The sequence below is a fragment of the Candidatus Pelagibacter sp. Uisw_127 genome (assembly GCF_047722515.1).
Classification (GTDB): Bacteria; Pseudomonadota; Alphaproteobacteria; order Pelagibacterales; family Pelagibacteraceae; genus Pelagibacter.
Window position 1 is genome coordinate 697,449 of record NZ_CP159815.1, and the last position, 20,555, is coordinate 718,003.

25 protein-coding genes and 1 tRNA gene are annotated in these 20,555 nt (G+C 30.4%); 11 read left to right on the forward strand and 15 right to left on the reverse strand.

What is annotated here, in order from left to right; genetic code table 11:
• Positions 1 to 14: 14 nt before the first annotated feature.
• The 3 genes from clpP to ABXT65_RS03860 form a co-directional block, all read right to left on the reverse strand.
• Positions 15 to 626 carry an ATP-dependent Clp endopeptidase proteolytic subunit ClpP gene (gene clpP, locus ABXT65_RS03850; RefSeq protein ID WP_415322328.1) on the reverse strand — a complete coding sequence of 204 codons (612 nt, stop codon included), beginning with the start codon at positions 624 to 626 and terminating at the stop codon, positions 15 to 17.
• Positions 627 to 658: 32 nt separating this feature from the next.
• On the reverse strand, positions 659 to 2,071 hold the full coding sequence (gene tig, locus ABXT65_RS03855) for a trigger factor (protein ID WP_415322330.1): 1,413 nt from the start codon (positions 2,069 to 2,071) through the stop codon (positions 659 to 661).
• A 15-nt stretch (positions 2,072 to 2,086) separates the two neighbouring features.
• A tRNA-Leu gene (locus ABXT65_RS03860) sits at positions 2,087 to 2,171 on the reverse strand.
• 100 nt (positions 2,172 to 2,271) lie between these two features.
• Here ABXT65_RS03860 and ABXT65_RS03865 point away from each other — a divergent pair.
• Genes ABXT65_RS03865 through ABXT65_RS03875 form a run of 3 tightly spaced genes read left to right on the forward strand, consistent with a single transcriptional unit; the run spans position 2,272 to position 3,107 of the window.
• Positions 2,272 to 2,523, forward strand: coding sequence for a DUF1289 domain-containing protein (locus ABXT65_RS03865; protein WP_415322332.1), 252 nt, complete (start codon positions 2,272 to 2,274; stop codon positions 2,521 to 2,523).
• Entirely contained in the window at positions 2,516 to 2,686 is a 171-nt protein-coding gene (locus ABXT65_RS03870) for a hypothetical protein (RefSeq protein WP_415322333.1), read from the forward strand. The genes ABXT65_RS03865 and ABXT65_RS03870 overlap by 8 nt, the downstream gene beginning before the upstream one ends.
• Positions 2,673 to 3,107 (forward strand): hypothetical protein, encoded by a 435-nt coding sequence (locus ABXT65_RS03875; protein ID WP_415322335.1) that lies wholly within the window; start codon positions 2,673 to 2,675, stop codon positions 3,105 to 3,107. The genes ABXT65_RS03870 and ABXT65_RS03875 overlap by 14 nt, the downstream gene beginning before the upstream one ends.
• On the opposite strand, the gene ABXT65_RS03880 is transcribed toward ABXT65_RS03875, so the two are convergent.
• A complete protein-coding gene (locus tag ABXT65_RS03880; RefSeq protein ID WP_415322337.1) occupies positions 3,104 to 3,250 on the reverse strand; it encodes a hypothetical protein in 147 nt (48 codons plus the stop codon). The genes ABXT65_RS03875 and ABXT65_RS03880 overlap by 4 nt on opposite strands.
• Positions 3,251 to 3,287: 37 nt before the next feature.
• Positions 3,288 to 3,848, reverse strand: a complete 561-nt coding sequence (locus tag ABXT65_RS03885) for a histidine phosphatase family protein (RefSeq protein ID WP_415322338.1) — start codon at positions 3,846 to 3,848, stop codon at positions 3,288 to 3,290.
• Positions 3,849 to 3,850: 2 nt separating this feature from the next.
• Between ABXT65_RS03885 and ABXT65_RS03890 the strand changes: the two genes are divergently transcribed.
• Complete coding sequence (locus tag ABXT65_RS03890; RefSeq protein WP_415322340.1) at positions 3,851 to 4,525, forward strand: uracil-DNA glycosylase; 675 nt, start codon at positions 3,851 to 3,853, stop codon at positions 4,523 to 4,525.
• Here the strand turns inward: ABXT65_RS03890 and ABXT65_RS03895 are convergent.
• On the reverse strand, positions 4,522 to 4,944 hold the full coding sequence (locus ABXT65_RS03895) for a YbgC/FadM family acyl-CoA thioesterase (RefSeq protein ID WP_415322342.1): 423 nt from the start codon (positions 4,942 to 4,944) through the stop codon (positions 4,522 to 4,524). The two genes, ABXT65_RS03890 and ABXT65_RS03895, sit on opposite strands and share 4 nt — an antisense overlap.
• A 58-nt stretch (positions 4,945 to 5,002) precedes the next feature.
• Between ABXT65_RS03895 and ABXT65_RS03900 the strand changes: the two genes are divergently transcribed.
• Positions 5,003 to 5,140, forward strand: coding sequence for a hypothetical protein (locus ABXT65_RS03900; RefSeq protein ID WP_415322344.1), 138 nt, complete (start codon positions 5,003 to 5,005; stop codon positions 5,138 to 5,140).
• 4 nt (positions 5,141 to 5,144) lie between these two features.
• On the opposite strand, the gene ABXT65_RS03905 is transcribed toward ABXT65_RS03900, so the two are convergent.
• The 6 genes from ABXT65_RS03905 to ABXT65_RS03930 all read right to left on the reverse strand — a co-directional run bounded on the left by ABXT65_RS03905 (position 5,145) and on the right by ABXT65_RS03930 (position 11,371).
• Positions 5,145 to 5,789 (reverse strand): DUF3047 domain-containing protein, encoded by a 645-nt coding sequence (locus ABXT65_RS03905; RefSeq protein ID WP_415322346.1) that lies wholly within the window; start codon positions 5,787 to 5,789, stop codon positions 5,145 to 5,147.
• Between the two features lie 200 nt (positions 5,790 to 5,989).
• Positions 5,990 to 6,736 carry an SDR family NAD(P)-dependent oxidoreductase gene (locus ABXT65_RS03910; RefSeq protein WP_415322348.1) on the reverse strand — a complete coding sequence of 249 codons (747 nt, stop codon included), beginning with the start codon at positions 6,734 to 6,736 and terminating at the stop codon, positions 5,990 to 5,992.
• A gap of 4 nt (positions 6,737 to 6,740) precedes the next feature.
• Positions 6,741 to 8,198 carry a cytosine permease gene (locus ABXT65_RS03915; protein WP_415322350.1) on the reverse strand — a complete coding sequence of 486 codons (1,458 nt, stop codon included), beginning with the start codon at positions 8,196 to 8,198 and terminating at the stop codon, positions 6,741 to 6,743.
• Between the two features lie 25 nt (positions 8,199 to 8,223).
• Positions 8,224 to 9,558, reverse strand: a complete 1,335-nt coding sequence (locus tag ABXT65_RS03920; protein WP_415322352.1) for a TRAP transporter large permease — start codon at positions 9,556 to 9,558, stop codon at positions 8,224 to 8,226.
• Positions 9,558 to 10,205, reverse strand: a complete 648-nt coding sequence (locus ABXT65_RS03925) for a TRAP transporter small permease subunit (protein WP_415322354.1) — start codon at positions 10,203 to 10,205, stop codon at positions 9,558 to 9,560. Before ABXT65_RS03925 ends, ABXT65_RS03920 begins: the two co-directional genes overlap by 1 nt.
• A 71-nt stretch (positions 10,206 to 10,276) precedes the next feature.
• Entirely contained in the window at positions 10,277 to 11,371 is a 1,095-nt protein-coding gene (locus tag ABXT65_RS03930) for a TRAP transporter substrate-binding protein (protein ID WP_415322356.1), read from the reverse strand.
• Positions 11,372 to 11,519: 148 nt separating this feature from the next.
• Between ABXT65_RS03930 and ABXT65_RS03935 the strand changes: the two genes are divergently transcribed.
• The 6 genes from ABXT65_RS03935 to ABXT65_RS03960 all read left to right on the forward strand — a co-directional run bounded on the left by ABXT65_RS03935 (position 11,520) and on the right by ABXT65_RS03960 (position 17,300).
• A complete protein-coding gene (locus tag ABXT65_RS03935) occupies positions 11,520 to 13,115 on the forward strand; it encodes a GMC family oxidoreductase (RefSeq protein WP_415322358.1) in 1,596 nt (531 codons plus the stop codon).
• Positions 13,115 to 13,705 (forward strand): TerC family protein, encoded by a 591-nt coding sequence (locus ABXT65_RS03940; RefSeq protein ID WP_415322359.1) that lies wholly within the window; start codon positions 13,115 to 13,117, stop codon positions 13,703 to 13,705. The genes ABXT65_RS03935 and ABXT65_RS03940 overlap by 1 nt, the downstream gene beginning before the upstream one ends.
• Entirely contained in the window at positions 13,706 to 14,464 is a 759-nt protein-coding gene (locus ABXT65_RS03945; RefSeq protein WP_415322361.1) for an SDR family NAD(P)-dependent oxidoreductase, read from the forward strand.
• Positions 14,449 to 15,249 carry a M23 family metallopeptidase gene (locus ABXT65_RS03950; protein ID WP_415322363.1) on the forward strand — a complete coding sequence of 267 codons (801 nt, stop codon included), beginning with the start codon at positions 14,449 to 14,451 and terminating at the stop codon, positions 15,247 to 15,249. Before ABXT65_RS03945 ends, ABXT65_RS03950 begins: the two co-directional genes overlap by 16 nt.
• Complete coding sequence (locus ABXT65_RS03955; protein WP_415322365.1) at positions 15,249 to 16,025, forward strand: fumarylacetoacetate hydrolase; 777 nt, start codon at positions 15,249 to 15,251, stop codon at positions 16,023 to 16,025. The genes ABXT65_RS03950 and ABXT65_RS03955 overlap by 1 nt, the downstream gene beginning before the upstream one ends.
• A 123-nt stretch (positions 16,026 to 16,148) precedes the next feature.
• On the forward strand, positions 16,149 to 17,300 hold the full coding sequence (locus ABXT65_RS03960) for a M24 family metallopeptidase (protein ID WP_415322367.1): 1,152 nt from the start codon (positions 16,149 to 16,151) through the stop codon (positions 17,298 to 17,300).
• Positions 17,301 to 17,355: 55 nt separating this feature from the next.
• Here ABXT65_RS03960 and ABXT65_RS03965 read toward each other — a convergent pair whose 3' ends face one another.
• The 3 genes from ABXT65_RS03965 to ABXT65_RS03975 are packed head-to-tail and all read right to left on the reverse strand — an operon-like array spanning position 17,356 to position 20,534.
• Complete coding sequence (locus ABXT65_RS03965) at positions 17,356 to 18,147, reverse strand: TauD/TfdA dioxygenase family protein (protein WP_415322369.1); 792 nt, start codon at positions 18,145 to 18,147, stop codon at positions 17,356 to 17,358.
• Between the two features lie 9 nt (positions 18,148 to 18,156).
• The gene (locus ABXT65_RS03970; protein WP_415322371.1) at positions 18,157 to 19,221 is read right to left on the reverse strand and encodes a tartrate dehydrogenase; all 1,065 of its coding nucleotides are present in this window, start codon (positions 19,219 to 19,221) and stop codon (positions 18,157 to 18,159) included.
• 20 nt (positions 19,222 to 19,241) lie between these two features.
• Positions 19,242 to 20,534 (reverse strand): NAD(P)H-dependent oxidoreductase, encoded by a 1,293-nt coding sequence (locus ABXT65_RS03975; RefSeq protein ID WP_415322373.1) that lies wholly within the window; start codon positions 20,532 to 20,534, stop codon positions 19,242 to 19,244.
• Positions 20,535 to 20,555 lie beyond the last annotated feature (21 nt).

The following is a 20,555-nucleotide window of genomic DNA, read 5'->3' on the forward strand; positions in this document are numbered from 1 at the left end:
CAAGATATTGTGGGTTAAGATCTATTTTCTACCACTTCATCTATTAAACCAAAGTCTTTTGCCACATCTGGAGTCATGAAATTATCTCTCTCTAGTGCTTTTTTAACATCATCGACTGATTTATCGGTATGCCTTGAATAAATTTCATTAAGTCTTTTTTTTAAAGCCAGAACTTCATTAGCATGTATTTCTATATCTGTTGCTTGACCTTGAAATCCAGCTGATGGTTGATGAACCATTATTCTAGAATTAGGTAATGAAAATCTTTTACCCTTTTTACCAGCAGCTAATAAAAAAGACCCCATTGAAGCTGCTTGGCCAATACACAAAGTTGAAACATCAGGCTTAATATATTGCATTGTATCATAAATACCTAGACCTGCTGTAACCAATCCACCTGGGCTATTTATATATAAATTAATTTCTTTTTTTGGATCCTCAGATTCTAAAAATAAAAGCTGAGCTGTAACTAAAGATGCGACATTATCATTAATCGGACCAACCAAAAAAATTATTCTTTCTTTTAAAAGTCTTGAATAGATATCATAAGCTCTTTCACCCTTGTTGGATTGCTCCACTACCATAGGGACTAAATTGTTCATTTGTTCTGAAAAATTTATTGTCATAAGTTGATTCTTTTAACTTATACAACTTGTGATTACTTTTTGCTAACTTTTTTTTTTGAAGTTTCTTTAGGTTTTTCAGCTTTTGACTTAGATGCATCTTTTTTAGCAACTGCTTTTTTTTCTTGTGGATGGTCATGACTGTGGTCATGGTCTTGTTTTTGGTGTTCCTTTAAAATTTTTTCAGCTTCTTCTTTGGATATTTCTTTCTTATTAGGCTTTGCCTTTGTTTTAATTGCATCAATAATTTTTTCTTCATAAACGGTTCCTCTTAAACTTTGTAGTGCAGATGGATTTTTTTGATAAAAATCCATAACCATTTTTTCTTGTCCCGGCATCATTCTAAGTTGTTTTTGAACTTCAGCTTGAACTTCTTGTTCTGTAACTTTTATTTTATTCTGTTCTCCAAATTCATTCAAAATTAATCCAACTTTAATTCTTTTTTTTGCCACATCTTCAAAATTTTTTCTACTTTTTTTAATATCCTCTTCGCTCATACCTTGAGCTAGTATTTTAACCTCTTCATCTACTAGGTTGCTTGGAATTTCATCAACTTTAAAGTTTTCAATTTCTTTTAAAATTTGAGTTTTAGCTAATTTATCTAAAGAATTTTTATATTCGTCGTTAATTTGTTTTGAAACTAATAATTTTAGATCAGTAAGATCTTTTGCTCCTAAATTTTTTGCAAAATCATCATTAATTTTTACAGTTTCAGATTTTTTTACAGCTAAAATTTTACAAACAAATTTAGCTTTTTTATTTACAAATTCTTTTTGTGGATAATTTTCAGGTAGCACAGCTTCTACTAACTTTTCTTCATTTTTTTTAACTCCCACTAATTGCTTATCAAATCCTTTAATAAATAAATCTTTTCCAAGAATTAATTGTGTATTTTTTCCTTCACCACCAGTAAAATCTTTTCCATCAATTGTAGCTTTGTAATCAAATACAACAGAATTTCCATCAACAGCATTAGCTTCATCAGCAACATCTATGAAATTATTTTGACTTTTTGCTATTTCTTTAATTCTTTTATCAGTCTCACTTGCGTCTATTTTAACTGTATATTCATCAAATTTTATATTCTCTACTGACTTAAGCTCTACTTTTGGTAGTTCAGTTATAGACATTACGTATTCTAAATCTTTATCTTCACCATAAGTTTTAAGGTCAAGCTTGGGTTGTCCCGCTGGTTTAATTTTACTATCCTCTAAAGCTTTAACAGATGTATCTTTAAGAACCTTATCCAGGACTTCACTAAAAATTGCTTGGCCAAATTGTCTTTTAAGAATTTCTTTTGGAACTTTTCCTGGTCTGAAACCTTTTAAATTAACAGTCTTTTTAATTTCCGCATATTTTTCATCCATATAAGTGTTCATAGTTTTTTTATCTATGAAAACTTTAACTTCTTTATTTAAGCCTTTTATATTTTCTACTGTTACTTTCATAATTTTATAACTTCCTGGTAGGCGAAAAAGGACTCGAACCTTCACATCTTTCAATACTGGTTCCTAAGACCAGCGCGTCTACCAATTCCGCCATTCGCCCACAATTCTTGTGGCTTTATATATTATTGATATCATTTGTCCAATGACATTAATTATGAAATATATTAATAATCAATTATATTTACTGATATTTTAAAAAAATGATTATTTCACCCTGTATAAGCATATGCAAAACAGATCCACAAACAGGCTACTGTTATGGATGTGGGAGAAGTAATGAAGAAAAAAAATTATGGAAATTAGAAAATACCTCTAACCAGTGGAAAAATGATAATTTAACAGGTATTCAAAAAAGACTGACTGGTTGGCAACTAGAGAGTTTTAAAGATTCATACAAACATAAAATAGAAAGTGGTATTTCTCTTTTTAAAAAAAGTTTAAATAATGACTAAATCTACAATAGCTATATTGGTTTACATATTGGGAGTAATCTTTGGTGCTTTGGTTTTGGATGTATGGAGTGCTGAGACTGGACCTAAGGCCTTTATAGGAATTGCTTGGACTGCAATTTTACTAGTTGCACTTCTATACGCTGATAAATATGAAAAAAAATAATTTTAAAATTACTTTTTTATTTTTTTCATTAATTTTTATTAATTTTCAAACAATAGTTTTTTCAGAGATTATGCTTTTAACAGGTTGCAAAAATCTAAATGATGGTTTTATTAAAAATGAATACATTTTAGATTTTGAAAAGTCTTTAATGACAAGAAATTATGTTTATGACACTAAAACATATAAAAAACATAGAATAACTGATTTGAGTATAAAAAAAGAGAATACTTTAGAGAAATTCTTATACATGGATAAAGATTTAATTTTTACAGATAAAGTTGGTTATCCACAGTTTTATACTCAACTAGTTTTTGAAAAAAATAACCCCATGATTAACATTAAAACAGTAATTAATGGTGAAGAAGCTATTTCAAAAATATCTACTTGTAGTAAAGTAGAAATTTATGAGAAAGAAAGTTAAGATTTTTTATTTGTAACGCTAGCTTTATTAGGTTTATTAATAAAGTTTAATTTTTTTGATCCAAACTTAGTATCTGTAATATTGCTTCGATGTTTTGCAAAAGCTTGCTTTTGTGCTAACTTCATTGCTTTTTTTGATGACATATACTTATTCTATATTTTTTTATAATAAAATATAGTTTTAATTAATTGAAGTCTTTTGTCTAGCAAGAATATTAAAGTCTTTATCTGCAACAACAATTTCACCCGACAAAACAGATATGTTTAAAATTTCTAAAATTACAACATAATGTGTTACAAATATTAAGTTACTTTTACCATTCCATTTTTTTATATATTCTTTTAATTCTTTGATTTGTTTGTCTTTGTTGTCAGCAAATTTTTTACTAAAAAATGAATTTAAAAAACTTTTAGTTTCATAATTTTTAAAGGCATATTTGGCTGTTTGCTTACATCTGCACCATTCACTAGATAATATTTTATCAATCATTATATCTTTTTTTAAAAAAAAATTTCCTATTCTCTTTGATTGCTCAATACCTTCCTCATTTAAGTTTCTTTGCGATGCACAATTTGATATTTCAAAATTATCCGGATCTCCTCCACCTGGAGCATAAGCATGTCTTATAAATATTAATTTCCCACCTTTGTTTAATATGTTCTGCACATTATTCTCTGAATTAGCTTTTAATGACGTATTGAAAGATATAAGTAAGAATATAATAATTTTAATTAGCTTCATTGATGAACATTAAATTTAAAAAACTGAATAATACAATAATTAAATGTAAAAAATGCCCTAGGTTAATAAAATTAAGTAAAAAAATTTCAAGTATAAGAAGAAGACAAAATATATCAGAGGTTTACTGGGGAAAACCAGTTACTGGCTTTGGAGACTTAAATGCAAAATTAATGATTATTGGTCTTGCGCCAGCAGCTCACGGTGGAACAAGAACTGGCAGAGCATTTACTGGTGACAAGTCTGGTGATTTTCTATTTAAATGCCTACATAAGACGGGTATATCCAACTTACCCACATCCATACATAGTAGAGATGGTTTGAAACTTAATAGTGCCTATATTACTAATATTTTAAAATGTGTGCCACCTGATGACAAGCCACTAAATATAGAGCTAAGCAACTGCTCAAATTATTTTGATAATGAGATTCAAAATTTAAAAAGCTTAAAAGTTATAATAACCTTAGGAAAAATTGCATTCGATAATTGTATAAAATTTTATAAAAAAAATTATACCATTGATAAAAAATTAATATTTATGCATGGTGCTAAATACAACCTACCAGATGGAAAAATTTTAATTCCTTGCTATCACCCTAGCCCACGAAATGTAAATACAAAAGTGCTTGATGCAAAAAAAATGATAAGTCTACTTAGAGCAGCTAAGAAAATACTCTAATGATTGAGTGTGTCACAAAAATAAGGTTTAAAATCTTGAAATAAATTATCTGGAATTTTTATTGGTTTTCCAAAATTGTTTACAAACACTAAATGAACCTGCGCTTCTGTAATTATCTCCTCTCCTCTTGAAATAATCTGATTCATAAAAAATGATGTTTTGGTAGTTGATTTTACCCAAGATCTTATACTTAATTCATCTTCTAGTAATGCTGATATTTTATAATTAATATTACACGACTTAACTATTATTTGTGCTCCAAAATCTTCTTTAATTTTTTTATTATTAAACCCCAATACTAATAAAGCCTCTGTTCGTGCTCTTTCTAGAAAATTTAAATAATTTGCATAATAAACAACTCCACCTGCATCGGTGTCCTCATAATAAACTTTAACTTTGTGAAAAAAACTTTTGTGCACAATTACACATTATCAAAAAAATAATTATTTAACAGTAAACTGGGATATAATAATATTAATGAAAGTTTATATAATATGGTTAATTGGAGTTGTTTTATGGAATTTTGGTGTACCTGGTGCCGCACCTATAGAAGATGTTTTGGTTGCCATACTTTTATCTTTTTTAAGCATTGGGCTTAAAAAAATCCTTAAGTAATTCTTTATTTTGCTGAAAAGTAAATATCTTGGTAATAAGATATAGCGTTTAATTTAGAGTTGTCGGTATCTGTCATTATCGCAACTCCGGATATATCTGAAACCGTTATCCCATGTAGCCTCATAAAATCCTCCTTAACATTAGCTTTAACAGTCACCCAGTTATTTAGATTATTTTTTGTTGAAGATAATACATAATCAATTGACTTTTTTGTGTAGGGGCTAGGCCAATTTTCCCCAATGTCATTATTGCTTGAAAATACATAATTTATAGCTCTATTAGATAAGGGTGTGGACCCAGTTTTTTTTATGACAAATACTCTGGCCGCATAATCATGGCCTTTTTTACTATTTTCTACTATTCCAGATAAATCCTTTTCGACTTTCCACGTAATATTGATAAAGGGTGTTTTTAATAAATCAATTTTAACTTCCTTACCTAAGCCTGAGCCTTTACCTTCGGCTTCTGCTTTAATAAAGTTGCCATTTTCATCAGAACCTAGGCTCCATGTTGTTTCACCTTTAACCTTTTTAACCTGTAATGTTTCAAGTTCATCTTCAGTAAAATTAAAAACAGTAACTTTTTCAGCTATAACGCTATTTGAAATCATGAATGAGATTAGTAAAGTTGTTAGAAAAAATTTTTTCATAAAGAAATGATATACCTAATATTTTTTAAAAAACAACATTTGAACATACTTTAAACAAGCTAAGATCACCATTACTCAATAAATAGGTAGTATGAAATCAATTTCGATATTTGTACTATTAATTTATTGGTCAATAATTTTACTAGCACCAGTCATTTCTAAAGAAAATAAAACTGATATTGAGATACTTAAAACTACAATTAGTAAGTAGATCTACCGCCACTAATATCAAATACAGCAGCTGTTGAAAATGAGTTATCCCCAGATGAAAGCCAACAAATAAGGGATGTGAATTCTTTTATTTCTAAAAATCTACCTCTTGGAACCTTTGATAACATTCTCGCTACATGTTCTTTTGACATCTGGTCTAAAATTCTTGTTTTGGCCCCAGCAGGCGTAACAGCATTGACAGCAATGTTTTTATCAGCCAATTCTTTTCCTAAAGATTTGGTTAGTCCAATAACACCAGCTTTAGCTGAACTATAAGCGCTTGCATTAGCATTTCCATCTTTTCCAGCTACAGAAGCAACGTTAACAATTCTACCATAATCATTTTTAATCATATAAGGCACCACGCACTTACAGCAATTAAAAGTGCCTATTAAGTTAATTTGAACAATTTTATTCCACTCATCAACATCATAATTCCAAAGTGATGATGTTGAGCCAGTAATTCCAGCATTATTGATTAAAATATCAATGTTTGAAGATTTTGCTATTTTATCTACAGTTTCTTTAACATTTTTAAAATTAGACACATCAACAACATTATATGAAAGGTTTGGGTTATCTAATTGTTTAACAGCTTTTTTTAATTCATCTTCGTCAATGTCCCAAATAATAGCTTTTGAACCAGAGTTTAAAAAGCGTTTAGCGATATCAAGGCCAAACCCTTGGGCTCCACCTGTAATAATTGCTGTTTTATTTTTTAAATCAAATTGATGCATAAAACTATTTACTAACTAGTAAGTAATATATTAATGAAGAGATAAAAGCTCCAATCATCCAAGAGTAGGAATGAAAATACATTAAACTTTCATTCCAAATTGTTGAAGCAGCAAAAATAAAACCTAAAACTAAGGAGTAGATAGCTTTAATGTGCCAGCCATTAGAGTAAAAATACAAACCATTCTTTTTTAGAGAAAAAATATTCTTATTATCTAAATTAGTTTTTTTAACTAAATAATAATCAACAACCATAATGCCAAATAGAGGTCCAAAAAATGCTCCACAAGTGTCCACAAAAGCTAAAATTCCAATTTGGCTCAATAGTGGTAACCAAAAAATACCAATAATAAAACCTAAAAGAGCAATAATAACTGCTGAAGTTTTTAAATTAAGTTTAGTGGGCATAAGGTTTAGCAATGTATTTTGTGTTGGCACATAATTAGCAATTAAGTTTGTAGATGCTGATGAAAAAATTATAAAAAATAAAACTATTATAGTTAATTTTGTATTATCAATTTTTCCAATGATGTCTGTTGGGTTTGTTAATATTCTTTCCATATTTTCTAAATTTTTATTTAAAAAAATATCTGCACCAATAACAATAAAGACAGCAAAAAAAGAAAATAATAACAAGTTTAGAATTAAACTTAAATTGCCTTTTTTTAATTCATTTTCATTTTTTACATACCTACTAAAATCACCATAATTTACAATTACGATTGAGAAGAATGCAAAAACTGTACCTGCAACTGTAATTAATGGAGCTAAATTACCTTTATCAAAAATATTATTAATTGAAAAAATGTCTGCAAATGCTGTGGAAGTAACTTTAACGTCATAAAGAAATACTACTAAAAAAAATATTAACATTCCCGAATATACAGTTACAGCTGAAAATCTTATAATAAATCTATTAAATTGATGGCTTTTACTAAACAAGAAGGCTTGCAAAATAATGGTAATGACAAATGATACCCAATCAATAATGTTTAATCCTAAAAGAAAAATTAAAAAAATATCATAATCTAAAATAGTGCTATCAAAAGAAAAAATAGAGATTCTTATTAAAAAACTAAATAATCTCGATAAAAAATAAGTTTGAATACCAAACATGAAAATACCAACCAGGCCTCTAAAGAGACCAACATATTTTGCTCCTTTAATTCCTAGGGAGCTTCTTAAGATTACTGAAAAAGGTAGGCCATATTTTTGTGATGGTTTTCCAATAAGATTAGCAAAAAAATAGATAAAAAATGAGGCTATTAGTGTTCCAAATAAAACAACGAAAACATTTAACTCATAAACCAAATAAAGTGATGCTATAAGAGAAAATCCAATTACACTTTGAATATTATTACCCCAAAAGCAAAATAGATCTTTCCAATCCCAGTTTTTATCATTAGGATTAACAGAAACTAGTTCCCAGTTAATTAAACTATTTTTTGATTTATTTTGATTCACACTTTAGATAATAAACTAATAAAATCTACTGTCCATATAGATAGGTTGGAAGCCATAAAGCAATCTGTGGAAATGCTATAATTAAAATTAAGCCAATAACTTGAATAACCATAAACTGCATCATCCCGTGGTAAATATCTTTAAGATCCCATTCTGGAACTACACCTTTTAAAAAATAAGCAGATAGAGCAACAGGTGGTGAGAGCCAGGCGGTCTGGAGATTTACAGCAACAAGAATTGCAAACCAGGTTAAGTTAAATCCAAGTGCCTCAACTAAGGGTAATATAATTGGCACTATAATCATAACAATTGGTACCCATTCTAAAGGCCATCCTAAAAGAAAAATCATAACCATAATCATTGCAAGGATTAAATATCTATTCATTTCTAAACCTAACAAGAAATCAGTTAATAACATTGGTGTTCCTAATCTTGAAAATACCGCTCCAAAGAAGTTTGATGCTGCGACTAAAACCATTATTAATGCAGAAATTTCTAAAGTTTTAACTAAAGCTTCTTGTAATCTTCCAAATGTTAATTTTCTGTAAGCAAGAGCTAATAATAATGAGCCCATTGCACCACAACCAGCAGCCTCTGTCGGTGTGGCAAAACCAAACAAAATACTTCCAAGTGAAGCAAATACTAATGCTGCAGGTGGAACTAATCCAATAAAGAATTCTTTCCAAACAGCTGTCATACTAGTTGCCCTTAACTCAACAGGTAGAACCGGTCCTAAACTTGGATCAATCCAACATCTAATAGTTGTGTATGCTGCATAAAGTGTTGCTAACATAATTCCTGGAATAATTGCTGCAGCAAATAAATCTGTAACGGGTATTTCCATAATAGGTCCCATTACCACAAGCATAATACTTGGTGGAATTAGTATACCCAAGGTTCCACCCGCTGTAATTGTTCCTGCAGCTAATCGAACATTATAACCTGATTTGTTCATAGATTTTGCAGCCATAATTCCTAAAATTGTCACTGATGCACCAACAATTCCTGTAGCTGCTGCAAAAATAACTGAAACAAATAATACAGCGTAGTATAAAGAGCCTCTTACTTTAGCTAGCATTAATTGAAATGCTGAAAATAACCTTTCCATTAACCCAGCTTGCTCCATCATAATTCCCATAAAAACAAAGAGCGGTACAGCTGCAAGTGTTTGTTCTGTCATGACCATTGAAAACTGTAAGGTCATCAAATAAAATACTAATTTACCAAATCCTAGATATCCAAAGAAGAATCCTAAAAATATTAAAGTAAATGAAATTGGAAAACCTACAAATATAGAAAACAACATTACACCAATAAGGATAAAGCCTAAGATAGCTGGGTCCATGAATTCTGCTAACATTAGTTTTCTCCCCCTGGCCACTTACCTTTAGTGGCTGCCCAATAACTTTTAAATAATTCTGAAATTCCCTGAATAATTAAAAATACTATTCCTAACCATAAACATGATTTAATTGGCCACATAAATGGCATCCAAGCAGTGTCCATGCCCTTCTCACCTCTCATAATAGATTCTTGTAAGAAAATCGTCGACATGTACAAAAATACACTTAGTCCTGGAAAATAAAATACAAGATATAACCAAAAATCAATTTTACCTTGAGTTTTAGTTTTAAAATTTCTGTACAAAAAATCTGCTCTTATATGAACACCTTTTGATAGGGCATAACCTGCTCCCAACATAAATAAAGCTCCATATAAAAACCTGCTAATATCATACGCCCACATTGTAGGAGCATTAAAAATTTTACGAGCTAAAACTTCATAAACCATAGCAAAAGTTAAAGGTATTACGAGCCAGCAAACTATATTACCTACCCATTTATTAGCTAAATCAATTTTTGTAATAGTTAATGCCATCCATTTAGGCATATTTTTTGGCATTGGTCCTGAACCACCTCTTCTTTCAGCGATCATCTCATCTGAAATATCAAGCTTCATAGGCTTGATTAATTTTTTAGGATTTTTTGAATTGTGGTTTCTTGGCATAATTAAATTCTCTAAAAAAAATGAAGCGGACTGTTAAGCCCGCTTCAGTTATAATTATTTATATCTAAATACTACTTTAATGTTTCTGCGTGAGCCATTCCTAGCTTAGCATTTGACATTTGAGATCCAGACCAAAAAGGTACAGCTATGTCAGCAAAGTCTTTTTGAGACTGCCATACTTTAGCAAAGAATGGGTTCTTAGCCGCATTTTTTTCTAAAGCTGCTTTTGCTGCAGCCATATACGCTGGGAAATAGTCAGCAGGAGTATCATGTAAAATAACACCATGCTTCGTAGTCAACGTATGTAAAGCTTTTCCATTTTCATATATTCTGTAACTCATTGATTTTGATAAAGATGCATTCGCAGCAACTTCTAAAGCTTTTTTCTCTAAAGCAGACATCTTTTTGTATTTAGAGCCTGTAATATAGAAATCAGCATTTACTACTACTTGGTGAAGACCTTGTAGATAGTAATGTTTTAGAACTTTCTGGAAACCGAATACCATGTCCGGCTTAGGACAACACCATTCAGCAGCATCAATTGTTCCTGCTTCAAGAGCTGGTAAAATATCTCCACCACCCATTGCAACAGAAGCTACACCAATGTCTTTATAAGTTTGGCCAGGAATTCCCGGAGGAGTTCTGAACTTGTACTTTCTAAAGTCGGCCATGCTATTAATTGGCTCTTTGAACCAACCTAAAGCTTCAGGTCCTACTGGTTGTAACATAAATCCTTTGATGTCTCTTCCCATTTCAGTCCATAGTTGGTCGTAAAGTTCTTTACCACCACCATATTGGAACCAAGATAAGAATGCGATATTATCAATACCAACACCTGCACCTGCTACTGGCGAACCAAATAACATAGCTGCTGGGTGATCGCCTGACCAATAGTGAGTCCAAGCAAAACCACAATCGATTAATCCTTTATCAACGGCATCTAAAGTTTCTTTAACACCAACCACTGATCCTGCTGGCATAATTTCGAACTTAAGAGATCCACCGGTTAGTTCAGTAACTGTATCAGTGAAGTCTTTCAACATCACTACTTCATCAGCTTTTGCACTAATTACGGTTTGACACTTAAGAGTTTGTGCAGAAGCTCCTGTAACTGTCATGACAGTTAGAAGAAGAGATCCTACAAATAATGATATGATTTTTTTCATATTAATTTCCCTCTCTGTTGTTTTTTAAAGAGTGAACAATGTATTAAAATAAAATCTAAAACAAGTATTAATATACAGAGATATTTACCTCCAAATCATTGCAAATAGTGGTATTTTTATTTTTTGGGATTATAAACATTCTTATCTAATGGAAAATTTTGATTATATAATATTAGGAGCTGGATCAGCAGGGTGCGTGCTAGCAAATAGATTATCAGAAAATCCTAATCATAAAGTTCTTTTAATTGAAGCTGGTGGAAACGATTCCTACCCATGGATTCATATTCCAGTTGGGTATTATAAAACAATGCATAATCCAAAAACGGATTGGTGTTATAAAACAGAGCCTGATGAAACGATGGAAAACAGATCTATACCCTACCCTAGAGGAAAAACTCTTGGTGGAAGCTCCTCTATAAACGGACTACTTTATATAAGAGGGCAAGAGCAAGATTATGATATTTGGAGGCAATTGGGAAATAAGGGTTGGAGCTGGAATGATGTTTTGCCTTATTTTTTAAAAGCTGAAAATCAAGAGCGAGGCCAAAGTCAATTTCATGGTGTTGGTGGACCATTATCTGTTTCAGACCAAAGAATAAAATTACCTATATTAGATGCTTTCATGAATGCAGCTCAAGAAATTGGTATTCCTAAAGTGAATGATTTTAACAAGGGTGATAATTTTGGATGTGGTTACTTTCAAGTAACAGAACAGAATGGCTTAAGATGTAGCACAGCTGTAGGGTATTTAAATCCAATTAAGAATAGAAAAAATTTAAAGATTGAAACAAAGTGTCATGTTGAAAAGGTAAATTTTGAAAATAAAAAAGCTGTCAGTGTTTCTTACTGGAAAAATAATCAATCTTTTACAACTAAAGCAAACAAGGAAATAATTTTAAGTGCTGGTTCAATTGGTTCTGCACAAATTCTTCAAACTTCTGGTATTGGTAATGGTGAAAAATTATCTAAACTTGGAATTGATGTTGTAAAAAACTCTATTGGTGTAGGTAAGAACTTACAAGACCATTTAATGTTTAGACCTGTTTATAAAGTTAAAAATATTAAAACTTTGAATAAAAAGATTAACAGTCTAATTGGTAAATTAATGATTGGAATGGAATATGTTTTTTTAAGAAGTGGTCCAATGACTATGGGTGCTAGTCAACTTTGTGGATTTGCAAAAAGTGACTCATCTAAAGAAACTCCTAATTTACAATTTCATGTTCAACCAATTAGTACAGATAAATTGGGTGGTTCAAATTTACATGATTTTGCTGCATTTACCCCTACTGTTGCAAACATCAGACCGACGAGTAAAGGTGAAATTAATATTATAAGTAAAGACAGTAGAGAAAATCCAAAGATTAAGATGAATTATCTTTCAAGTGATGAGGATCGGATAGTAGCTGCTAAAGGTTTAAGATTAATTAGAAAAATTGTTTTAGAAAGCAATGAATTTAAACAATATGAACCTGAAGAATTTAGACCTGGTGCCAATATTCAAGATGACGAAGAGCTAGTGAAAGCTGCAAGTAATTATGCACAAACAATATTTCATCCAGTTGGAACATGTAAAATGGGTCAAGACGATATGGCTGTTGTTGATGATCAACTAAAAGTTCATGGAATAAAAAATTTAAGAGTGATTGATGCTTCTATAATGCCCAATATCACCTCTGGTAATACTAATGCACCTACAATAATGATTGCAGAAAAAGGTGCTGATATGATACTAAGCAACTGATGTTTGCAGAATTATTTGGACCTGAGCAGCTTGTAATCTTAGGTCAAATTATATTTATAGATTTAGTCTTAGCAGGAGATAATGCCATTATTATTGGAATGGTAGCTTCGAAATTTCCAATGGAACAAAGAAAAAAAGTAATTTTTTGGGGGATAGGTGGTGCGGTAATTTTAAGAATTATCTTAACCATGCTAACTGCTTATTTATTACAAATAACAGGGTTAAGACTGATAGGAGGATTGCTTCTCCTTTATATAGTCTACAAACTCTACACAGATGTAATCAAAGGTCAGCCTGGTGACGAAGATATTAAAGTAGATAATTCAAGTTTCATGAAAGCTATATGGACAGTTTTACTTGCTGATTTTACAATGAGTTTGGATAATGTCTTAGGTGTAGCTGGTGCTGCTGGCGATCACTATGTATTACTAATATTTGGTTTAGCTTTATCAATAATCCTTATGGCAACAGCTGCTACTGTAATATCAAGATGGATTAATGAATATAAATGGATAGCTTGGATTGGTTTAGTTGCTATACTGGTTGTTGCAATCGAATTAATCTATACAGATTTAAAATTGTTTATTTAAATGTACTTACAAAAAATAAATCTTAAAAACAAATATGCATTAGTTACAGGTGCTGGCAAGGGATTAGGAAGAGCCTGCTCTATTGCTCTTGCTGAAGCTGGAGCAACAATTATTGCATTAAGTAGAACTCAATCAGATCTTGATAAACTTGAAAAAGAAATAAAAAAGATAAAAGGTAAAGTTATCAAAGTTAATTGTGATGTAATGAATTACAAAGATTTAAAAGAAAATTTAGATAAGATTAAAATCGTTGATATTTTAGTTAATAATGCTGGTACAAATATCCCAGAACCTTTTGAAAAAATTAAGCAAGAAAGTATGAACTACTTAGTAGATTTAAACCTAAAAGCTGCTTTTAATGTGGCTCAATTAGTTGTTAAAAAAATGTTAAAAAATAAAAAAAGAGGTGGATCAATTATTAATATGTCCTCTCAACTTGGTCATGTTGGAATGGCGGGTAGAAATGTTTATAATATGACAAAATTTGGAATTGAAGGTTTAACTAAAGGTATGGGTGTTGAGCTTGCAAAAAATAATATTAGAGTAAATACAGTAGCCCCTACTTTTGTTGCAACACCAATGGTTAAAAAATTTTTTAAAAATAAAGAATTTAAAAAACTAGCTTTAGATAATATTCCTATGGGAAAGTTAGCAACAGAAAGTGATGTCGCAACAAGTGTTTGTTTTTTAGCTTCTTCTGCATCATCAATGGTTACGGCCACATCAATCTTAGTAGACGGTGGATGGACTGCAAAGTAATATATAGATTACTTTTATTAGTAGCATTATTTTTTTCAACTCAATCTTTTGCAGTAGAATTTCAGGGAAAATTTACTCAAGGACATTTCATTATTGGAAAAACTAAACCTGGTACATCAATTTTAATAGATAAAAAAAAAATTAAAGTGTCAAGGGATGGTTATTTTGCATTTGGGATTGAAAAAGATAGAAAATTTGACATTACAATCACTGAAAACAATAACAAAATTGTTAAAACAATAAAAAAGAGAAAATACAATATTCAAAAAATTGATGGCTTACCTAAAAAAAAGGTTACGCCACCTGAAGAATTTTACGTAAGAATTAAAAAAGAAAATAAATTAATAGCCGATGCGAGAGAGATTGAAAGTGACTTACAGTTTTTTAAAGAAAAATTTATTATTCCTGTTGATGATGCAATAATTACTGGTGTTTATGGCAGTCAAAGAATTTTAAATGGCATACCCAAATGGCCTCACTATGGTTTGGATTTTGCCCAAAAAAAAGGTACTCCTGTTAAAGCAATGAATAATGGTATTGTTACTCTAGCTGAAAAAGACTTATTTTATACTGGTGCAACTTTAATTTTTGATCATGGTCATGGAATTTCAACTCTCTACATGCATATGGATGAAATTTTTGTAAATGTAGGTGATCATGTTAAAAAAGGAGATATCATCGCAACTGTTGGTTCATCAGGTAGATCAACTGGGCCTCATCTTGATGTAAGACTTAATTGGTTTGGTACTAGACTAGATCCTGCAACTATACTAAACATTCAATAATGAAAAAAACCTTATTAGAAAAAACAGCAGATAAATTAGTTAATGCATTTGTTAACAATAAAATAATTGCACCCATTCCTACAAAATTTACAAAGACATTAAATGAAGCTCAAAAGTTAAGAAAATTATGTGAGAGTAAAGTTAAAGATCCAATAATTGGATTTAAAGCTGCAGGAACAGGTATATCTGTCATGAAAAAACTTAAAGAAAAGAAGCCCTTCTATGCTGCAATCTTTAAAAAGAATTTTATAAAAAGTGGAAAAAAAGTAAAAATTAATAAGTCTACTTTAGGTGTAGAGCTTGAAGTTTGTTACCTGATTAAGAGAAACTTTTTCTCATCAAAAGGATCAATTACCATGAAAAATGTAACAAAACATATTTCTCACATGGCTCCTTGCATTGAGGTTATCGGTTATAGACAAAAGAAAAAAGGCATAACTAGTTTTGGTGATTTATGTAGTGATTTTGGTGCTAATGTTAAGTTTTTGATTGGACAAAAGAAAAAATACAAAAGAATTAATATTGAAAACTTAAAGACAAATATTGCTAATAAAAAAATTGGACAAAGTGTCGATGGAAATACAAACACAGTTTACATAAACCCATTAAACTCACTTAGATTTGTGTTGAATGAATTGAAAAAAGATAAAGTAAATCTTGATAAAGATTTTTATGTATTCACAGGATCAACTGTTGGTGTTGTGCCCATCTTAGGTAAGGGTCTTTATACTGGTAAAGTAACTCAACTTGGTTCAGCTAAAGCAATTATTCACTAAATTTTAGAATATCATTTAACAAAAGCCTTAATAATTAACAATAATTTGGGTTTGTTTTAATATGAACCAATAAAAGTTTAAGCTTACTTGTGCTTAATATTTTAAAAAGTTATAGTTTTTATTATGGCACTTCATTTTAGCAAACAAGAATTCGAAAAAAGAAAACTAGCAACATTAAAGTCTATGAAAGAGCAAAACCTTGATGCTCTTTTAATGTTTAGGCAAGAGTCTATGTTTTGGCTTACAGGATATGACACCTTTGGCTATGTTTTTTTTCAAATGTTATTATTAGACCAAAAAGGAAATGTTATTCTTCTAACAAGAGCGCCAGATTTAAGACAGGCACAAAACACATCCAATATTGAAGATATAAGAATTTGGGTAGATAAAGACCAGTCTAATCCGACAGATGATCTTAAAATCATCTTAAATGAACTAAATTTAAAAGATAAAAAAATTGGAATTGAATATGAAGCTTACGGTATGACGGGTCGTAACGCTTTAAGACTAAATAAGTCACTAGAAGGTTATTGTGAAGTAGAAGATCAATCAGAACTAATTACTAAACATAGGGTTATTAAATCTCAAGAAGAAATTGTTTATGTAAAAAAAGCTGCAGAGCTTGCCGATCATGCTCTTAATGAAGCATGGAAATATGCGAAAGCTGGAGCTAGTGAGGCAAAGATTCTAGCTGAAATGCAAAGAGTAGTTTTAGAGGGTGGTGGTGATTATCCAGCAAATGAATATATTATAGGCTCAGGACACAATGCATTACTATGTAGATATCAATCTGAGAAAAGAATTCTATCTGAAACTGATCAGCTAACTATTGAATGGGCTGGAACTTATAAGCATTATCACTCTGCAATGTTTAGAACAATTCCCATTGGTAAAGCTGATCCAAAACATATTAAGATGCACGAAGCTTGTGTTGGAGCTTTAAACAATTGTGCAAAAACTTTAATACCAGGAAAAACTGCTGGAGATGTATTTGATATACATGCTAAAACTTTTGATAATCTTGGATACAATAAAGCAAGAATGAATGCTTGTGGTTATTCATTAGCGGCAACCTTCTCTCCCAATTGGATGGACTGGCCAATGTTATACACAGGTAATCCTTATGTAATTACTCCTGGTAATGTCTTCTTCATGCACATGATATTGATGGATTCAGACAACAATTTAGCCATGAATTTAGGAGAAACCTACCTTGTGACAGAGAATGGTAATGAGAGACTTGGTAAGCAAAAACTGGATTTAGTAGTCTTATAGGCTAGATTTTAGATTAAATTATACTGATATTCTGTAACTTTATAATCTGATTTGATTAATGAATTGTTATTCTGTGCATTATTCTATTACCTTTAAATGGAGTTGCTTGATGAAGCATAGATCTATTATCCCAAATTGCTAATTGGTTTTTTTCCCACTCTAATGAATATTGAAATTTTTTCTTAATTTGATGTTTTGATAAAAATTTCTTTAATTTTAATTGATCTTTAATTATTGGTTTAAAGCCCATGAAATGTCCTGGGCTACAATAAATTGTATAATTTAAGTTTATTTTTTTAAAAATTTTATGAACTGAGATTAACTCTTTAATTTTTTTTCCTTTTTCTTTAACTCTTTCTTTAGTGGTAATTGATATTGGACCTTCTGATGAGTAAACACCTTTGACTAATTTTAATTTCTTTTTAATGTTTGTTGGTAAATTTCTAAAAGCCAAATATTGAGAACAAAACTCGGTATTAGCAACACCTTTTTTTGGAACAAGTTTAGAAAACAACATGGTAAACCTTGGTGGTTTATTTGTGTAAATTGAGTCTGTATGAAATTGTTCACCAAAACTAGGTCCTTTATCTGAAGATTTTCTTTGAACAACTGTAATTTGAGGATATTTTTTACTTAAACCTTTTAGCCTTGGATAATTTGCTAATTTACCAAAATTTTTTGCAAACTTAACATAAGAGCTTGATCTTAATTTTTGTTTTTTGAAATATATAACACCATATCTATTAAGTGCTGATTTTATTTTTTTAAAATCTAGATTTGAAAGTTTTATTATATCACAAATGATTTCAGCTCCAATATTTTTTTTATTTGGAATTATTTTAATCATTTTATTTAATTATAAATTATCTAATACAGCTTGCGCACATTCAAGTGTATTACTTTTTCCACTCAAATCTTTTGTTCTATTTTTTTTATCTAATAATGTTTTTTCTATTGAAGACATGATTGTATTAGCCGCTTCTTTCTCACCAAGATAATCTAACATTAAAGCACCAGACCAAATTTGCCCTATAGGATTTGCTATACCTTTGCCTGCAATATCAGGTGCTGAACCATGAACGGGTTCAAATAAAGATGGAAATTTTTTCTCAGGATTTATATTTGCTGATGGAGCAATACCAATAGTACCAGTACAAGCTGGCCCTAAATCAGATAAAATATCTCCAAATAAATTTGATGCTACAACAACATCAAACCATTCAGGGTTTAAAACAAATCTTGCAACTAAAATATCAATATGAAATTGATCAGTTTCGATATCAGTGTAATCTTTTTTATTAGCATTAAATCTTTCATCCCAGTATGGCATTGTAATTGAAATACCATTTGATTTTGTTGCGCTAGTTAATTTTTTTCTTTTACGTGATTTTGCTATTTCAAAAGCATATTTTTGGACTCTATCAATACCATGCTTGGACATTATTGTTTCTTGAAGAGCTATTTCTCGTTCTGTTCCCTCGTACATTCTACCACCGACAGATGAATATTCTCCTTCTGTATTTTCTCTAACAATAATCATATCAATATCACCAGGTTTTTTGTCTGCTAATGGCGATTTAACTCCTGGAAATAATTTTACTGGTCTTAAATTAATGTATTGATCAAATTCTCTTCTAAATTTTAATAATGAACCCCATAAAGTTATGTGATCCGGATATCGCTCTGGCATACCGACGGCACCAAAGAAAATGGCATCATGTTTTTCAATTTTTTCCTTCCAATCATCTGGAAGCATTTTTCCATGTTTCTCGTAGTAATCACACGATGAAAAATCAAATTCATCAATTATTAATTTAAATTGATGTTGTTCTGAAATTTTTTTTAAAACTTTTTGTGCTACTGGGACAACTTCTTTTCCAATTCCGTCTCCTGCTATTGATGCAATATTGTATGTTTTCATAAAATAATTTTATTAACCTTTTATATTAAATTGTACTGATAATCTCTAGCTTCAATTACCTCTTTAGGTAAATTTAACTCAACATCATCAATTTTTATAACCTCATCTTTATTTATGTCTTTTTTTAACACAGCGTTATCAGTAAGACCTAACGGTAATATGTTTTCTTGTTTAGATTTATTAGAAGTAATTAGTTTTCCTCTAGCACAAAAACCACCCTCACCATCTAATCGATCTCCTATTTTTAAATCTTTTTTTGCATAAGCTGCTACATCCGCATTGTAATTTATAGTTTGCCCTGTTGCTTTTTGATCAAGTGCAATTGCATATATTGATTGAGCAAGTTCTAAGCCAATATAATGATATGGTCTCCATATAGCTGAATAACTACCAGACGAGTCGGTCACCATTCCATAATCTTTAAAACAATTTTTGACGTATTGGTTTTGAGCTTTAATTACTATGTAAACTCCCCATCTGAGATCATTTGGAATATCTTTATGATTTAAATCAATACTTGATATGACCTCAACTTGACCTTCATAATCAATTAATCCCCCTTCTTCTTTTGGAATTAATTTTTTAGCAATATCATACACTCCAACTGGTGGAAAAGTTAATCCATTACTTGGACATTTTAAGTTTGATGCATTACTGACTGCACACATTTCAATTGCAGATTTATCACCACAAAGAAAGCTATTAAACATTTTAGGGTTCATGCCAGATTCAATTTCAGCACGTTCTTTACTTAAACCATAGTGACCCCAAACCGTATCAGGTGTTGAGTATTCAAAATCTGGATGGTACTTGGTTCCTTTTCCTGCACAAACAACAGAAAAACCATTTAACTGTGCCCATTCAATTTGCTCCATAATTAATGAAGGCTGATCTCCATAGGCCATTGAACAAATAACATTATTTTCTTTTGCAAGATCAGCAAGGTATTTTCCACAAGTAACATCAGCTTCAACATTTACTAATATAATGTGTCTCTTGTTTTTTATAATTTTAATTGCATGAATTGTTCCAATGATCGGATTTCCAGTAGCTTCTATAAAAACTTCAACGTCTCTATCTATTGCCTCATCTAAAGAAGTTACAAAATTTATTTTATCAACTGTCTCAGTACTTAAACCGCTCTTAAGACAGTTCTTTTTTGCATTATCAATATTAATATCAACGATAGTATCAATAGTGATTTTTTGTAATTGATTATATTGAGCAAGAAACATGCTAACAAATTTTCCGCATCCAATGAAGACAACTCTTATTGGCTTTTCTCTAGATTGTAGTTTTGAATTTAAAAACATATCTTAGTTTGGTTAATTAAT